Source organism: Clostridium nitrophenolicum (assembly GCF_055391695.1).
In genome coordinates this window covers 1,858,580-1,876,555 of record NZ_AP042469.1, presented here as the reverse complement: position 1 = coordinate 1,876,555, position 17,976 = coordinate 1,858,580, and the positions used below count along the sequence as shown (strand labels likewise).

Genomic DNA, 17,976 nt, shown 5'->3' with positions numbered 1-17,976 from the left:
TTCCTCCTTAATACCTATTAATTATCTAAGGATTTTCCTATACTTTATTTTTTCTTTAAATTATAAAAATAATCCTTTTTATTTTTAAAATAAAGAAACTTAGTTATGATAATTATAAATATCTAAACTAAGTTTCTTTGCAATAAATATATTCAATTTCTAATCTAAAGCTAATGCTTTTAATTGTGCTTCAACAAAACTTTTATAACAATAGTTTAATATGTCACTTCTCTTTATTATTCCAATAAATATTTCTTTATCATCTACTACTGGGATAAAGTTTTGACTTACAGAAGTATAAAGTAAATCTTCTATGTTTGAATTAATATGAATAGGCTTGTTTACCATTCTTCTAGGTATATCACTTAATTTTATCTTACTTGTACTTTTTAAATCTAAATCTGCAGTATTTTTTAGTTTCCAAAGCAAGTCACCCTCTGTAAGTGTTCCAACATACTTTCCTTGGTCATCTAATAAAGGAATAGCCGTATATCTATGGTATTCCATTTTCTCTAATGCTTGCCTCATAGTCGAATTGATATTTTCATATACTATTTCTTCTTTAGGTGTTAAAAAAAATGCTATATTCATATCGACTTTATGTTACTAAATTATTAGAATTTATCTTGCTAATTAGTAACAACTTCACCTACCTTTTCTCATTTTACAGTTCTCAATACCACTTAATATTTTATTTATCATTATATATACTTATAGATTTATTATACCTCTAATATTTTAAAACTCAATAAATTAATTATTAACATTTTGTAATTTTTAGATATCGATTGTCTTATATCTATATAATCTATTGATTTACTGTATAATCAAAGTTTTCATATATAAAACTACATTATAGAGATGCAAAACCAAAAATCACCACTAATACTACCGTTGCTTTTGGCCCTAGTATTGGTGGCATAAGTGCTTTGTCCTTTTAACTAAAAATCAGATGGGCTTTAAAATCCCATCTGATTCTTAGTTGAACTTTATACAAATTCGTATTTATATTGACCATCTTTCTGTACATTGAAAAAGTCTGCGTAATCAATTTTGAATATATTTTTATTTATATTAGATATATTTATTTTATTCTTTATAAGTTGATGCAGCACTCCACAATAAGATATATCACCTAAAAGAATTGCTCCATATATTATTCCATCTTTATGAATTACTTTTTTATAGACATTTTTTGTTTCAATAATGTCTACAGTGTAACTATTGTCTGGAGCTTCTACTATACCTAAAGATACAGTTTCTAATCCTAAAAAATTCATAGAATTTCTTAATGCAAAGGTATCATCAAAAACTTTTTCTTTTCCGTACATATTATATGCAGCTGCTATACCTTGTTTTACAGCAATCGGCCAAATTGGAGCAGTAAAAGTAACATCTCCAGCAGCATATACGTCTTTTTCAGAAGTTCTACAACTTTTATCAATTACAATTCCTTTATTCACATTTATGCTGGTATTTTTTACAAAATCTATATTAGGTCTAACTCCTGCAGCTACAACTATCATATCGCAGTCTATTAAGGTTCCATCGCTTAATTTAGCCTTACTTACATATCCATCTTCTTTTAGAATTACTTCTTCTAAGCTTACTGAAGTATAAATATCTACGGCATTATCCTTAAAAAGCTTTTGATATCTATCAGCTCCTTTTTGATCTAGCTGAAGAGGAAGTATTCTGTTTCCCATCTCTATAATAGAAAGTTTTATTCCTCTCTCCATAAGTCCTATAGCTGAGTCTATACCAACGAGGCCAGCTCCTAATATTACAGCTTTCTTTGATTTTTTTATTCCTTCTTCTATATTTAACACATCATCGTAATTTCTTAAGGAATATACTCCTTTAGCTTCCCTTAAGTTCTTAACAGGTGGAACAAATGAGGAGGCTCCTGAAGCAATTAGTAATTTATCATACTTTTCTATTGTGTTTTTTTCTAATACAACTTGCTTTTCATCAGTATTTATATCTATAACCTCAATACCCTTTATCCATTTTATATTATTCTTATAGAAAAAGTCCTTATCTACAAAAGCAATTTTCTCCAAATCTCTATTACCACTAATAACATGATGAAGCATGCATCTTGAATATACATCGGTGTCCTTTGATATGATAACAATTTCACTTAGATTATCTAATTCTCTTAGAGTTTTTGCAGCATTAATTCCTGCAGCACTAGCTCCTATTATTACATATCTCATTAGCAGTCCACCTCCTCAAGATATATTGCACCAGTTGGACAGTTTTCTACACATCTTGGTATTTCTCTACCATTACATAAATCACATTTAACTACAACCTTTTTTGTTTTTGTATCGGGCTTTAATACTCCATAAGGACAGGACATAACACACATGAAGCAGGAAGCACATTTTTCTTCATCATAAGAGACTATCCCACTTTCCTTATCCTTAGTCATAGCGCCACTCATGCAAGTGTTAACACATTCTGGGTCATCGCAATGACGACAGAATATAGGGACTGGTTTGCCTTCTTTATCTAGAGTTATATAGTTTCTTCCTTCATTTTCAACATTCTCAAGATCTACATCAAATATAGATTTACCCTTCTCGTTATGCTCTGCCATGCATGCCATATAACAATTTAAACATGCGCTGCACAAATCCTTATTTATCATGATTCTTTTCATAGGAGCACACCACCAATCAAATTATTTAAGGCCTAGTTTTTGTCTTCTATTAAGTACGATTTCTTCAAGTTTATCTGCTGCTTTTATTACATCATCTTCAAGTACAAGTTTTCCACCAGTTAAAGTTTCAAGATCCTCTGTTAATACCTTTGTTACTACCTTGCTTCCTGTTATAAATGGAGGTATTGCAAGGTGAAGTGGAAGTCCAAGCGCTAAACCGAAGGCTCCATCAGCTAAAGCTTGCTCTTCTAACCATTGTGGAGCAGAAAGTACTAATGGAAGCTGTGGAATATCTATTCCTAAATACTCTGCAAGTTCTGTAGCAACTAATTCTAATCTTCCTATAGCTAGACATGGTCCAAAGTTTAATACAGGAGGAATTCCTAGACTCTTGCATACTTCTTTTAAATTTTCTCCAGCAAGCTCTGCTGCACCTGGTGACATTAATCCTACATTTTCAAGTCCGCCACTTGAACATCCAGCTGAAAGTACAATTATATCTCTCTTTATAAGTTCTTTAGTAAGTTCTACTGTAAACACATCATGACCTTTAGCAGTAAGATTTGAACATCCTACAACTCCAGCTACCCCTTTAATTTTTCCAGCTGCAATTAAATCTACTAGTGGTTTCCATGTTCCACCTAAGAAAGCTTTAAGAGACTCTTCACTAACTCCAGTTATTACATCATCATGACCATGATCTGCTGGTACATTTATAGTAACATTACCTCTTCTTTCGCTGTAACTCTTAATAGCTTCGTCTATTACATAATTACTTATTTCTTCTCTATTTTCAAAGGAATATTCAACATACTCAGCATTTGCTTTCTTTGCTACATCATCTAGACATATCATTTTAACCTTAAATTCATCAACAATAGGTTCAATACCTGGAAGTGTACAGTTAAACTCTGAAACTATTAAATCTACTCCACCAGTAGCTATTAATGCTTCGCTTGTAAAGTTGTTACCAGCATGTCCTGAGAATACTTCTTGATAATGTTCTCCTCTTAACTGTAGATCCTGTCCCACACAAGTACATCCCACAAGTTTGAAGCCCTTAGCCCCAGCTTTCTTAGCCTTTTCTACTACCTTCTCATCTGTTAAAACATCTTGAAGATGTGATATTGTTGAATGTTGGTGTCCAGTAATCATAATATTTATATAATCTGTATCTACAACCTTGAAGCCTACTTTAGCTGCTCTTATAACAGGTTCTCCAAGCATGATATCGTTTAATAAATTTGTAAGAGTTAATCCATAAAGTCCTGTAGATATTCCAAGATTTAAGCAGTTTAATAACATGTCTACTGGATCACTATTTAAGTTTGTTGAAGTCTTAACTATAGCATCAAAAACCTCTGATTTAGCTCCACCAGGCATTATATTAAGCTTCTTCCAATTTTCTACTCTAGGCTTATATGCCATTTTTTCTACAATTTCCATCTTTTCAAATCTAGGCTTATATAAATCAGCAATAACTTTATCCGCTATCATTATTGCTTTCTTATGGTTATCTTCTTCTTCTATTCCAAAAACTTTAGCTACTTTATTTAAAGCATTAACGCCTTTTATTGTTCCCTTTGTTTCTCCTATGGATTTTAAGTTTCTTGCTGTATTCTCAATTACATGTAAATAGCAAGCTGCTCCTGATGACACCGCTCTTAGGAAATTTCTAGCTACTATTGTGTCTGCATTAGCTCCACATATTCCTCTTGGTGATTTTGGAGTTATTCTACAAGGTCCATTAGCACACAATTTACAACATACACCCTGTTGTCCAAATCCACACTTTATCTTTTGGCTTTCAACTCTATGGTGAGAAGTTTCCATATCCATAGAACCTATAAATCCTTCTAAAACCTTATCTGCTGATTGACAAGTTGTACAGTTTCCACACATTGACACAATAAATTCCTCCTTATTGTTTACCATATTGGTATACTTTTATTTTTAAAATTAAGGCATACTAATGCCTGGTCATATATTTCTAATTTTTTATAAAGTATACTTAATTCGTATACTTTTAATATAAACCTTTTTCTTCTGCTTGTCAATAAGTTATCAATAAAAAATTTATATTTAAGAATAATCATTGTTAAATGCGAGGACAGAATCTATTCGCAGGCTATCTTCTCTGAATTCTTAGTTTCACTTTTCAGTATCCATCTATATTCTAAGTTACTTAAAGGTAATTATTGCCTCTGTACTGCTATAGTTGTAAAATTAGATAGAGAGTTTCTTGATGATGAGAAAGGAGAACTTAAATTGCAGAAAAAATATAAAGTGATTTTAATTGAACTGCTAAAAAAAATGCCATCATTAATGTTTGGGCTTCTTCTATACTCTATAGGTATACTATGTACTTTGTATTCTAAGCTCGGAATGAGTCCCTGGGATGTTCTGCATATGGGAATTGTTTATCATAGTTCACTTACCTTAGGTCAAGTATCTGAGTTAACTGGTTTATTAATACTGATTGCATGTTACTTTATTGGAGTTGTTCCTGGTCTTGGAAGTGTATTTAATATGATATTTATAGGATTATTTATAGATATCATAGAAAAATTTAAATTTTTTAGTACTCCAAATAGCTTATTGGGACAAATCCTATTGCTTATTTTAGGAATCTTTATAATAGGTTGGGCAACTTTTTTTTATCTTAGAGTAAACTTAGGTGCTGGTCCTAGAGATGGCTTAATGGAAGGGCTAGTAAAAAAGCTAAACAAACCTGTCTGGATGATTAGAGGAACCATTGAAGTTACTGTCTTAATTGTTGGATATTTTTTAGGTGGGCCTGCTGGAATTGGAACAATAATCCTTGCTGGCTGCATAGGTTTTTCTGTACAACTCGCCTTCAAATTAGGAAAATACGATTCTCAAAGTACAAATCACATGAATCTTATAGATCTATATAAGCGCTTTAACTCACATACCTGTGATGAACACTTAGAAAAAAACTTTGTAGAGGAATAGATATAGGGTTTCTTATTGAAACCCTATATCTAACCTACAAGCAGCATATCTAGGTCATTTTCGTCTATTATTTCGTAGTTTAATAATCTTTGTGCAACAGCTTCTAATTTATCCTTATTTACTAGTATATAATCTAAAGTTTTTTTATAGATTTTATCTAATATTTGTTTAGTTTCACTTAATAACAATTCATTTTGAAGAGAAATTTCCCTGTCATCAAAGCTTACAAGACCTAATTTTTCGCTCATCCCGTATTTTGTTATTAACGTTAAAGCCATTTTTGTAGCTCTTTGTAGATCATTAGAGGCACCGCCTGTTATATTCTGCTTTCCAAATATTATTTCTTCAGCTGCTCTCCCACCTAACAATCCACTTATTTTATTTAATATTTCTTCTTTAGTTTGAAACATTTTTTCACCTGGATTTATTAAAGTATATCCAGCTGCTCCTTTTGTTGTAGGAATGATAGAAACCTTTGGTACACTTTCTTTATTTAATAGTTTTGCTATTATAGCATGTCCCGCTTCATGGTACGCCGTTATTTTCTTTTCTAGATCAGATATATTTGATCTATCTTTCTTTTCATCTCCTGCAACGATTTTGTTTATTGCTCTGTCAATATGTCTTAGAGTAATTTCTGCACTATTTTCCTTAATAGCGTATATAGCCGCTTCATTCATTACTCCTGATAAATCAGCTCCACTCATATAAACTGTTTGCTTAGCTATCTGTAGCAAATCAACTTCCTTGGATAAAGGCTTATTCTTTGAATGAACTTTTAAAATTTCGTGTCTCGCATTTAAATCTGGAAGGCCTACCATTACATGTCTATCAAACCTTCCTGCACGAATTAGCGCATCATCTAACATATCGAGCCTATTTGTTGCAGCTACAACTATAATGTTTTCATCATCTTTAAATCCGTCCATTTCTACAAGAAGTTGATTTAGTGTTTTAGCATCTTCGCTGGTGCTTGTGCCTTCTGATCCTCTTTTGCCACCAACTGCATCTATTTCATCAATAAATATTATAGCTGGAGTCTTTTTTCTAGCTTCTGTAAATAATTTTCTTATTCTAGATGCTCCTACTCCTACATATTTCTCCACGAAGTTAGATCCACTTGTTGCAATAAAGGAAGCACCTGCCTCACCTGCTAAAGCTTTTGCTAAGAGGGTTTTCCCTGTTCCAGGAGGTCCATATAATATTATTCCTTTAGGAATCCTCACTCCAAATCTTTTAAATCTATCTGGATCCTTCAAGAATTCAATTATATCCTGCATGTTATCTTTAGCTTCTGAATTACCAGCTACATCGTTAAATCTAACATTGACATCTTTAGACTCACTAAAGTCCTCGGAACTTTCTCCTCCTATTCCTGCTGGGGAAGCTTCTTTTTTTCTATACCCAGCTATTAGCTTTATTATAAAGGATATAATTATGCTGAATAATACAACACTTAGTATATTTGAATAAACATTAGAAGATTCTTTAATTATTACTTTATGCTCCAACAAATACTGTCTGAACTGTGAGTTCTTAGGATTTTCAAAAGTAAAGTTTTTTCCTGACTTATCTTCTGCTTCAAGAATAGAGTCTACTTCATTATAATAAACCTTTTGTACCTTGCCACTTTCAACCATAGCTTTGAAATCATTAAATCTAATATCTGCATCCGTATAATTACGTGCTACTGTACTTTTCAGAACGTTTAAATTATTATACGGTGCAAAACTAGGATTCTTTAATAATATAAATGGACAAACAATAATAGGAAGTAATACTATTCCCATTAAAACATATGTCGTAAATTTTTCCCAACTCATACACACCTTTTCTCCTTTAACAAATAACATTTTTTAACATATTCAAACGTAAAACAACTTATATTTTACGATTTCTCTTCCACTGAATATTATAGTTATTTCCATAAAAAAAGGTATAGATTTTAATGCTTTTTCCCACTATTTAATAAAAAATTTATAATTTCATTTTAAGTCAGCATTTTCAAAATATAGATTTTATTTTCTATTTAGAATACATAGAAATAAGACTTATGCAAACCACTTAATATCAATATTTCAATAAGTGCAGTAGTAAAAGTCTTTATTTTGGGTAAATTTAAATAATTTTTTTGAAACTCAAATCATATAAATATTCACTTATTCTAAAGTATTATTATTAATAAACAGAATTCTTGGCGTTAGGTTGAGATTAAATACCATTTCGGATAAAATGCAAAAATAATAGAGAATGAAAATACTTTCATTCTCTTGAAATTCTAAAAATATATATCTGAAAATTCGACATTTACTTTCTCTATTTTACTATCACATATTTGCTTAGTTGCAGCAATTTCATCCAAGCTGCAGAAATTATTTGTGGGCAATTTTACTAAGAAAGTTGTTCCTTCGCCTTTAGTGCTGAAAACCTCAATTGTGCCTTTATGCATCTCCACGAATACCTTCGCTAAAGATAAACCTATTCCACTTCCCTCTTGATTTCTTGTAAGAGACTTATCAACTTGTCTAAATCTATCAAATATCAAATTTAGTTTATCTTCTGGTATGCCAATTCCAGTATCCTTTACTATAATTTCTATAAAATCGTTCTTATCAAAGACTTTAACTTCAATAGTTCCTCCATTATGTGTAAATTTAATTGCATTTGAAAGTAGATTTAATATTACCCTCTCAATCTTATCCGCATCACACATAATATATTTTTCTTCAACATCGGTGTCAAATATCACATCTATATTCTTATTTTGTACATACCCTACAATGGACTGTGCTATTTCTTCAACTACATTTACAATATTCCAGCATTGAAGATTTAAATGTAAAAAACCAGAATCAAATTTTGTAATATCCATTATATTATTAATTAGTCGAAGCAATCTATAGCAATTCTGTTTCGATGCTCGTAAATATTTAGCTGTATAGTCTTTAGTTAGTCCTTTGTGATTATTTACAGAATCTAAAAGCATTTTGTTAGAGCTTAGTATAATATTTAAAGGGGTTCTAAATTCATGTGAAAGATTTGCAAAAAATTCCGTTCTCAATCTATCTAACTCTATAGTTTCTTTCATTATTTGATGATCTTTAACTCTGTCAGTAATATCATTTGCAATAACAAGAATACCCTCAGGTGATGGTGTAATATTAAGCTCATACCATTCTGTACAACCCTTGGAATTGGTATATTCAACGATATCATGTTTAGATTTTCTCGTGTTCATTACATATTTATATATTTTAAAAATTTCACTATTATATATAGTAGGGTATATATCACTAAATTTTTGTCCAATAATAGTGCTGAGTGTAAAGTTTTTATTTATTTGATGATTTATTGTATCTACAACATGCTGGTTTGCAACTACATATCTATACTCTTTGTCCAATACTGCTATCGAATTGTCATAGGAGTTTAGTAATGTCTTATACTTTTCATTACTTTTTATAAGCTCATTTTGTAAAGTTTTATAACTAGTTACATCTTGAACTTGTAAAACAAAATATATCGGCTTCCATTTCTTGTCTCTAATTAAAGAAATATTTACAATGGCCCATACAACATGCCCATTCTTATTCAAATATCTTTTTTCTACTTGAAAGGAATTTTTTGGTCCTGATAAAAGTTCCTCTACTCCCTTCAAAGTCACATCCCTATCCTCTTTATATGTAATATCTTTAGAATATAGGCCCTTCAACTCGGCGCAAGAATACCCTAATATTTTACTAAGAGATTGATTCCCCAGCATAATACTGCCATCTACTCCAACCACTGCCATACCAATTGCTGAATAATTAAAAATATCATCAAAACACATTTCTTTTTCATATAATAGATTTGTTTTGTGCCTATAAAAAGCAAAAATAGTATAGATTAAAAAGAATAAGGTTATTATAAGAGTGGTAACAACTCCCCATAACCTAAATTGTGGCTTTATTATAAAAACAATACCCTTAACAGCATATGACATCCCCCAGGCTAAAAAGGCAGATCCTAATACATATTTGTTAAACATAATAGCCTGTTTAGATCTAATTAGTTCAATAGCTACGTATATATTAATAGAGGTTAAAAAAGTGAAGTGAATAAATAAAAGGAATCTAATCGGCATTAAGCCTAATGCATAATTTGTTGCAGCTATTATGTTAAGACATAAAAAGACAAGTATACTACGATTAATTTTTTTATTTAAGAGCTTCATGCATCCTTCTGCCATAAGAAAAGCTCCTAATGAACTAAAAGTTCTTTGCAATAATATTATAAATTCATTTCCATAACCATGATTAACACTCATAAGCAGTATAATATTTGTCAAAAATAGACTTAATCCTCCTGCCCACATACCTAAATATACCTTACGATCTAGCAAAAAAACCATCAGCATAACTAGAAAAAAAACAGATAAAAGTACAATTAGAGATACTCTAAGCGAATGTATTATTAAATAATTAAAAACCAAGTACGTCCCCCTCTTTCGTCCTAATATTCAGAACATTGCCCTTAATACAATTTTAACTACATTATTAGATATTTTAAAGCATTTTTATCAAACATATTTTTACATTTAGAAGTAAATTTTATATTACTTTTATAGTAGTAAAAAAACAGTAAATTACAATTCTTTTAATTAGACCTATAATTTTTTTCGTTTTTCCGAATTTGTTTTAATATATTTGAGCATTACTTTATATAACACTGTAAATACCAATAGAGGCTTATACCTTTGTTGAATTTTGTATATTTATTGCTATACTTTTTGTGATAAAAAATTGCAATTAATTTTAAAAAATACTGGTAATTTATTTTATAAATGTTATAATTAAATTAATAATAATTACTAAGTAATAATAATTAATTTAAGAGGGGGTATTATAATGGATAAAAAAGAACTTCAATTATTAAAACAAGCTATAATTAATGAAATTGAGGGTTCAGAATTCTACAAGCTTGCTTCCGAGAAAAATGGAATATCTGAGGAAGTAAAAGAGGCCTTTATTGATTTACATAATGAGGAGATAAAACATATAGACTGGTTAAAAAATCTTTTCGATAAAATAAAAAACGATAAAGAGGATGATTTTAATTTAGCTATAATAGAAGCCCTACCATCACCAAAACTTTTTAGCTGGGATAAACTTGATAGAAAAAGTGCTGCACTTGTAGTATCTGTTTTTGGTATAGCTATACAAAATGAAATGGCCGCTGTTGAATTCTATAAAAATGCTGCTGCTAACACTAATATAGATAAGGCAAAAAAATTATATGAAGTGTTATCAAAGTGGGAAGAATTGCATGTAGAAGCCTTTTCTAAGGAGTATGATAACTTGCTTGAAGAGTGGTGGGCAGACCAAGGTTTTGAACCATTTTAATGTAAAATAAAAAACTACTTACAAAATATGCTTGTCAGTAGCCTAAGGCTCAGATTGAGAGATGGATTCCTTATAAGTAAACTCCAACTGAGCCTTAAAATCATTTGATAAAGTTTTTTCTGAATTCATTTTTTATTATTAGAAATTGTTCTAAGTCATTTAAAAATTGAAAAAGCATTGCTCTATTTTCAAATTCTTCTCTTGTTGAAGGAAGCTCCATTTTTTTAAAATCCTCCCTTAGTATCTCTACAGCCTTTAATTGCTTTTCAGCTGTATTTTCCTCATGTAGAGAATTTGCAACACTTTCTGTAAAATATGCCATTATAATACTTTGTTCATAGGTCATAAAAAACCTTTGAAAATGCTCTTGCATCCTTTTTAACGTTTCAAGCTGCTGTGTTCTCATCTCCATATATTGAACATAGTAACTGACATCTGACATAAAGTAATTATTTAAATTATTGTATGCACGTATTCTAGCCATATGGAGTCTTTTTTCAAGTTTATTAAATAGTTTTTCTTCTTTTATAGAGATATTATTATTTTTAAGTGATTTTGCCATTTGAAACAAAATTTCTTTCATTTTTTCTTCTATGTATACCTGATCCTTTTTAATTTCTTCTTCTATGCTTGGCATATATAGATTTAGTAGTAGTGCAACTCCAACACCTATAATCATAAGTCCTAACTCATTTTCAATCCAAAACATGCTGGAGGATTTCTGAACTAATAAATGAGTTATAAGCACGGAACTTACAACTATCCCTTGCTCTAATTTAAATCTTACTGTTATAGGAATAAATATTAATAGAAAGATACCGAAGGCTATTGCGTTGTATCCTAAAAGCATAAATACAACAGATGAAATTAATAGTGCTGCTATGCAAGAAGCCATACGTTGAATGGCTATATTTACTGATTGTCTTTTTGTATTTTGAATGCTTAGTATAGTAATGATTCCAGCAGATACAGCGTATTCTAAACCTATCTGCTTTGCTATAATCATCGCAATTGATGCACCTATTCCTGTTTTTAATGTTCTGTAGCCAATGAATTTCATAAAATCTCCCTTCACTGAGAATCAGATAAAGTTTATTTAAGTTTCACTTTATAATATATCAAAACTTGTATTATATGAAAAGAATCTATATTATAAAAACTAATTCTTACTCTATAATTTCATATAAAATTATGAGAGTATTTGTGTAAATTCAGCAAAATGTGCTACAATAAAAGTAATTTATAACAGTAAATTCTTTATTTGGAGGGACATAGTATTGCTTAATATAGATAAATCGATACGAGATAGCCTAATTGCCGATAGCCTATCTGAATGGATCTGGGAGTATGACTTGATAACCGGTGAAACTGCTATAATTAGAGCCTTAGTAAATTTCTTAGGTTATTCTAAATATGAAATTATAGAACATATAGATTTTTGGTTTACACTTATTCATCCTGACGATGTTGGTCAGCTGTCAAATGCTTTAAAAAAAGTTATAGAAGGCAAGGATGATTACTTTATGGCTGAATACCGTATTAAATCCAAGTATCAGGGATACAAGTGGATAAAAAGTAATGGCAAAGCTTTAAAAGATGAGAATGGCAAAAACATATATTTAGCAGGATATCATATGGATATTACATCATTCAAACATATTGAAGAAAGCAAACAGAAGCATACGGCAATATTCAACAACGTAAACGATATAATTTTCTTGTCTCCTTTAAATTCTGATGGAACCTCTGGAAAATTTATAGAAGTAAATAGCGTAGCTACAAAGCTTCTTGGTTATAGCAAAGAGGAGCTACTAAATATGACTCCTGATGATGTTTATGCTGAAGGAGAGTTTCCAGCAGACTATAAAAAGTTTTTTAAAGACACCTTGGTACATATAAAGGACTCCACAAAAGAACATTGCTATACTTTTGAAATTAGCCTTCTGAAAAAAGATAACACAACATTACCTGTTGAAGTAAATACACATGCATTTAAGCTTAATGATAAATTTGTAAAACTATGCGTTATAAGAGATATAAGTGACAGATTAAAAGCAGAAAAAGAGTTAAGAAAAATTACTGAAATAAACAAAAAAATAATTGAGTTATCACCACTTGGTGTTTATACCTATAACAAAGGAATTATCTCTTATGTAAATGAACCAGGATTAAAACTATTTGGAGCAAAGAATATAAATGAAGTAGTAGGAAAACCTATACTGGATTTTGTAGATGTCTCCTGTAAAGAGTTAGTATCTCAAAGAATAAGCAGTTTAGAACAGGGGTTTGAAGTTGAGCCAAAAGAGATGAATATGCTTAGAATTGATGGTACACAGATTGTTTGCGATGCATACTCTACTCCATTATCTAATGAAAATAGTATTCAAGTTCTAAGTTATATTAAAGACATTACAGAACAAAAAAAGATGATTGAAGAAAATAAAAAACTCTTAGAGCAGACAATAGAGTATGACAGACTAAAGACTGAATTTTTTAGTAATATATCTCACGAACTTAGAACACCATTAAATATTATCTTAAGCAGCATTCAGCTCCTTAACTCTATGTACAATAACTCTAAAGATAATTATAATAACTTTACCTGTGCATTTGAAAAATATATTGGTATTATGAAGCAAAACTCCTACAGGCTTTTAAAGCTTATTAATAATATAATCGACCTTACAAGACTTGATTCTGGATTTCTTCATATGCACTTTGCTAATAATAACATTATTGAAACAGTAGAAAATATTACTTTATCCGTTGCAGATTATGTTGAAAGTAAAGGAATTAATTTAATATTTGATACGAATACAGAGGAAAAGATAATAGCTTATGATGATGATAAAATTGAAAGAATCATGTTAAATCTTTTATCTAATGCTATTAAATACACTAAATTAGGTGGAACTATAGAGGTAACTGTTAAAGATATGGACAGCATTATCATGATAACTGTTAAAGATACTGGATGTGGAATCCCTTCAGATAAACTAGATGTAATATTTGAGCGTTTTAGACAAGTTGATGAAGTGCTTACTAGAAGAGCTGAAGGAAGCGGGATAGGTTTGTCTTTAGTTAAAGCATTAGTAGAAGCCCATGAAGGTACTATAAGTGCCTATAGTACTTGTGGTGTAGGCAGTGAATTTGTAATTTCTCTTCCTAGCAAAATAGTAGATAATACTGAAGTATACCATAAGCCTTTGGATATTATAAATAATGAAGATGAATTACATAAAAAGGTTGAAAGAATAAGCGTTGAGTTTTCTGATATATATTCATAAAATTTGTAGTATAAAATTCAAAGACCGAAAGCTAACTTATACGACCGAATATATTTACAGTTCCTGGTTGCGTAAATATATCCCTTTGTGTAAGTCAATTTTCTAGTTATTTCCCTATAGTAACCTTTTAATATATTTTGTAATATAATGCATTAAAAAAACATCATAATCTAAAGATTAAATTTATAAATAACTAAATGAGGAGTTGTTATTATGAATCTATATCAGTATAGTAGTGAAAATTATTACTGTGGTATAGACATAAGTAACTTGAAATTTATTGGACAAGGTCATCAAGGTAAAGTTTATTTTCTGCCACCGAATAAAGTAATAAAGGTTTTTAACAAAGCAAATTCCTGTAAAAGCCAGCTCTATCTTCTACAGTGTGGAAGCAAAAGCAGGTTTTTCCCTAAAGTATACGAGCATGATGAGTATTCTATTATCATGGATTTTATAAATGGAATGACCCTAAAAGAATATTTGAAGACTCATGATTTAAATGAAAATTTGGCCTTTCAATTAGTTGAGATATTTAATGATTTTGAATCATTAGGATTTACAAGAATAGATATACGTTTAGGTCATATATTTGTACAAGCTGATGAATCTATAAAGATAATAGATCCTAGAAAAAACTTTGAAATTATTCAAAAATACCCAATGTCAATGCTGAAAGGACTAAAAAGGCTAGGTGTTTTAGATAAATTCTTTAATATAATACAATATAAGTATGTCAATCAATATAATAATTGGAGAAAAAATTTCTAATCTAAGGAGCAAAAACTTTAATATTTAACTACAACTTGTTGTTAATAGTCCTTTAAAAATCAAGGGTAGAGTCGTAAAAACTCTGCCCTTTTATTTATTTCTTAGTTTTATCCTATACTCATTAGGTGTATATCCTTCAAATTTCTTAAATATACTTCCAAAGTAACTTAGTTGATTATATCCTACTATTTTGCTTATATCTGATATTTTCATATCAGTTTCTATCAAATATTTCTTAGCATTCTCTATTCTCAACTTGTTTACATAGTCCTTTAAAGACATACCATTTTTCTCATTAAAAATAGTACTTAAATAATTAGGAGTTATAAAAAACATATCTGCAAGGAAGCCTAAGGTAATATCTTGATGAAAATTATTTTCTATATATAAATTAATTTTCTGTATAAGATCATACTTGCCATTTAACATTATGTTTCTTAATATACCTATATTTTCTTTAGAAAATTCCACTAAAATTTCTTGCAAAGTCTTATAACTATTACACTTTTTTATTTTTTCTTTATATTTCTGTCTAATGCTTAGAAACAATTTATCATCGTTAGTTTCTTCGTAGACTAATCTGCTTAAAATTACTACAAGTTCTTCAAAAGTTTCTTTTACCTCTTGAACAGAAAATTCTTTTTGTATATACATATTAACAGTTTCAGAAATAATCTGTTCACACAAAACTTCATCAAATTTTTTGATTGCAGCCCTTAGTTTATTTTCTGCTTTAAGAGGATACTCAATACTTTCCCTACTGAAAAAGCTTTTAGGTTTAAATCTATGATTCTCAAAGCCTGAGGACACCTGGGATCTTAAAAGTTTTATGTTGGCCTGTTTTAATGCATCTTCTAAGTATAACTTTTCTTTTGCATTTTTAAGTATTTCATTATTTTTTTCTTTTAACTCCTTTTCTACTAAATTATTCTCTATAATATTAGAAATAAGTTTAGAAACTATAGTTAAAGATTCTTGAAGAGCATAAAATCTGCTTTTAGGAATAATAGGTATATCGTTATAAGCAGCTACTAGTTCCTTAATGTTTGTAATCTCACATTTATAGCTATCTAAAATATATTTTTTAATATCTACAGGTTTGTTTATAAGAAAGTGACCACATTTTACATAGCCTAAAATCTCTTCCCCTATCAATATAGGAATTATAATAATTATTATATTGTTACAACATATAAATACATTATCTAATCCTTTAAGAGCACTTTTATATTTGTTATCTTTTTCTTTACAGATGTTCATATTTTTGCATAAATCACAAAACTTATGTATTCTTATAGGATCTGTAACATAATTATTATTGTTATCAGCTATACCTACTGAAAGTTTTAAAAGCCCTGATATTTCCTCCTGAATATTTTCTAATACTTCCTTATCTACAATATCTAATATATGTTTATTATTAGATGTCGCTATACTTTGATGAACTTCTAATAACTTAGAAGGAGTATATGTTGCCAAGAAAATCAATTCATCGTTACCTGTATTTACCACTTCATGTTCCGAATAAGGTGGACAATGGATAACCATCCCTTCTTTTACCTTTTGCTCTTCCCCATTTACTGTATGCATTCCCTTTCCTTGAATCACATACAGTATCTGTTCTTCTCCAAAATGAACATGTCTTGGCTGCTTTTTTCTTGGAAAAAATTTCACTAAACCAGCACTCAGCCTTTGAGTCAATAAATTAGAAGGAACATGAAGCCAAATAACTTCACCCCAATCGAATTTTTGAATATCATGTTTATTGCTATAATATAGATCGTCTATCATATTTATTATCACCAATCCTATGACTTAACAGAAGAATTTTAACTATATTATATAATAATAAACTTAAATCGCCAATAAAAAGCCATTGCTGTTTTTAGTTGCAGGCTAAATACAGCAATGGCTTTTAATATATATAATATTTCATGGAAGAGCTATTTTAAAAGATATTGTGGGTACTCCTTTTGATCCGCCTTTTACTATGTCGCTTCTCATACTTTTCCCCTAATAGTTATTCATATGAAACATGTTACTATTTAATTATATTTTTTTATAATATTAATAACTTACTAAAATTATATCTTTTTATTAAGTTATAAATAATATTAATTTATTACGATTAAGTATTAATTTATTAATATTTTATTGTAACTCTTTAATAGATAATTTGTGATTTCATCTAAAATCTATATAAAAAGTTAACCTCCATACCTTTTAATAGTACGGAGGCTATGATTTACTTCTTCAAAAGAGATGCCATATTTTTCCCAAGAGTTTTAAAGGTTTGAATACCTTCCTCATCTTTTTGTAAATCCCCTATATCACGTGATAAAGTCATATTCCAATAAGTTGAGCCAGGTATTGTCATTTCACTGATACCAAAGAAGAAGTTTATAGCAGAATATACAAAATTACTTCCAGCTCTTCTTACGGATACTACTGCTGCTCCAACCTTCCCCCTTAATAGGCTGCGATCATTAGCTATATTAACATAACCGCATCTATCAATAAATGCCTTTACCTCTGGAGATACATTGCTAAAATATGTTGGAGATCCAATAAGAATGCCATCCGCTTCTGCTGCTTTTTCTATAAACTTATTCATTTCATCATCTTTACGAGCACAGCGTTTGTCCTTATTTTTAGCACACATTCCACAAGCTAGACATCCAAATACCTTTTGTCCACCTAATTGAACTAACTCTGTTTCAATTCCTTTCTTTTCAAGCTCTCCAAGAACTAATTTCAAGCTTTCAGCTGTATTTCCATTTTGTCTTGGGCTTCCATTAAATGCAACAACCTTCATCTAAATTCCTCCTAACAATTTATTTATTATATATTTGTCTGCTATAATAGTAATTATGATACTATTTATCACTTACAA

Annotated in this window: 13 protein-coding genes; 4 read left to right on the top strand and 9 right to left on the bottom strand. The window is 29.7% G+C overall.

What is annotated here, in order from left to right; genetic code table 11:
• Positions 1–159: 159 nt before the first annotated feature.
• The 4 genes from ACZ5N4_RS08740 to cooS form a co-directional block, all read right to left on the bottom strand.
• Complete coding sequence (locus ACZ5N4_RS08740) at positions 160–591, bottom strand: CBS domain-containing protein (protein ID WP_464209058.1); 432 nt, start codon at positions 589–591, stop codon at positions 160–162.
• Between the two features lie 398 nt (positions 592–989).
• Positions 990–2,219 (bottom strand): NAD(P)/FAD-dependent oxidoreductase, encoded by a 1,230-nt coding sequence (locus tag ACZ5N4_RS08735; RefSeq protein WP_464209056.1) that lies wholly within the window; start codon positions 2,217–2,219, stop codon positions 990–992.
• Complete coding sequence (locus ACZ5N4_RS08730; protein ID WP_464209054.1) at positions 2,219–2,668, bottom strand: 4Fe-4S dicluster domain-containing protein; 450 nt, start codon at positions 2,666–2,668, stop codon at positions 2,219–2,221. The genes ACZ5N4_RS08735 and ACZ5N4_RS08730 overlap by 1 nt, the downstream gene beginning before the upstream one ends.
• A 21-nt stretch (positions 2,669–2,689) precedes the next feature.
• Complete coding sequence (gene cooS, locus ACZ5N4_RS08725) at positions 2,690–4,576, bottom strand: anaerobic carbon-monoxide dehydrogenase catalytic subunit (RefSeq protein WP_464209053.1); 1,887 nt, start codon at positions 4,574–4,576, stop codon at positions 2,690–2,692.
• Between the two features lie 360 nt (positions 4,577–4,936).
• On the opposite strand from cooS, the gene ACZ5N4_RS08720 reads away from it, so the two are divergent.
• Positions 4,937–5,644: a YczE/YyaS/YitT family protein gene (locus ACZ5N4_RS08720; protein WP_464209051.1), complete on the top strand. Its 708-nt coding sequence runs from the start codon at positions 4,937–4,939 to the stop codon at positions 5,642–5,644.
• A 29-nt stretch (positions 5,645–5,673) separates the two neighbouring features.
• Here ACZ5N4_RS08720 and ACZ5N4_RS08715 read toward each other — a convergent pair whose 3' ends face one another.
• Both ACZ5N4_RS08715 and ACZ5N4_RS08710 read right to left on the bottom strand, forming a co-directional pair.
• Positions 5,674–7,467 carry an ATP-dependent metallopeptidase FtsH/Yme1/Tma family protein gene (locus tag ACZ5N4_RS08715; RefSeq protein ID WP_464209049.1) on the bottom strand — a complete coding sequence of 598 codons (1,794 nt, stop codon included), beginning with the start codon at positions 7,465–7,467 and terminating at the stop codon, positions 5,674–5,676.
• A 455-nt stretch (positions 7,468–7,922) separates the two neighbouring features.
• Positions 7,923–10,118 (bottom strand): ATP-binding protein, encoded by a 2,196-nt coding sequence (locus tag ACZ5N4_RS08710; RefSeq protein WP_464209047.1) that lies wholly within the window; start codon positions 10,116–10,118, stop codon positions 7,923–7,925.
• Between the two features lie 415 nt (positions 10,119–10,533).
• On the opposite strand from ACZ5N4_RS08710, the gene ACZ5N4_RS08705 reads away from it, so the two are divergent.
• On the top strand, positions 10,534–11,028 hold the full coding sequence (locus ACZ5N4_RS08705; protein WP_464209045.1) for a ferritin-like domain-containing protein: 495 nt from the start codon (positions 10,534–10,536) through the stop codon (positions 11,026–11,028).
• 100 nt (positions 11,029–11,128) lie between these two features.
• On the opposite strand, the gene ACZ5N4_RS08700 is transcribed toward ACZ5N4_RS08705, so the two are convergent.
• Positions 11,129–12,088 (bottom strand): aromatic acid exporter family protein, encoded by a 960-nt coding sequence (locus ACZ5N4_RS08700; protein ID WP_464209043.1) that lies wholly within the window; start codon positions 12,086–12,088, stop codon positions 11,129–11,131.
• Positions 12,089–12,305: 217 nt separating this feature from the next.
• Between ACZ5N4_RS08700 and ACZ5N4_RS08695 the strand changes: the two genes are divergently transcribed.
• Complete coding sequence (locus ACZ5N4_RS08695; protein WP_464209041.1) at positions 12,306–14,315, top strand: PAS domain S-box protein; 2,010 nt, start codon at positions 12,306–12,308, stop codon at positions 14,313–14,315.
• A 213-nt stretch (positions 14,316–14,528) separates the two neighbouring features.
• The gene (locus ACZ5N4_RS08690) at positions 14,529–15,083 is read left to right on the top strand and encodes a BUD32 family EKC/KEOPS complex subunit (protein WP_464209039.1); all 555 of its coding nucleotides are present in this window, start codon (positions 14,529–14,531) and stop codon (positions 15,081–15,083) included.
• A gap of 90 nt (positions 15,084–15,173) precedes the next feature.
• On the opposite strand, the gene ACZ5N4_RS08685 is transcribed toward ACZ5N4_RS08690, so the two are convergent.
• Positions 15,174–16,874 carry a PocR ligand-binding domain-containing protein gene (locus ACZ5N4_RS08685; protein WP_464209038.1) on the bottom strand — a complete coding sequence of 567 codons (1,701 nt, stop codon included), beginning with the start codon at positions 16,872–16,874 and terminating at the stop codon, positions 15,174–15,176.
• A 454-nt stretch (positions 16,875–17,328) separates the two neighbouring features.
• Positions 17,329–17,898 carry a flavodoxin family protein gene (locus ACZ5N4_RS08680; protein WP_464209036.1) on the bottom strand — a complete coding sequence of 190 codons (570 nt, stop codon included), beginning with the start codon at positions 17,896–17,898 and terminating at the stop codon, positions 17,329–17,331.
• Positions 17,899–17,976: the final 78 nt, after the last annotated feature.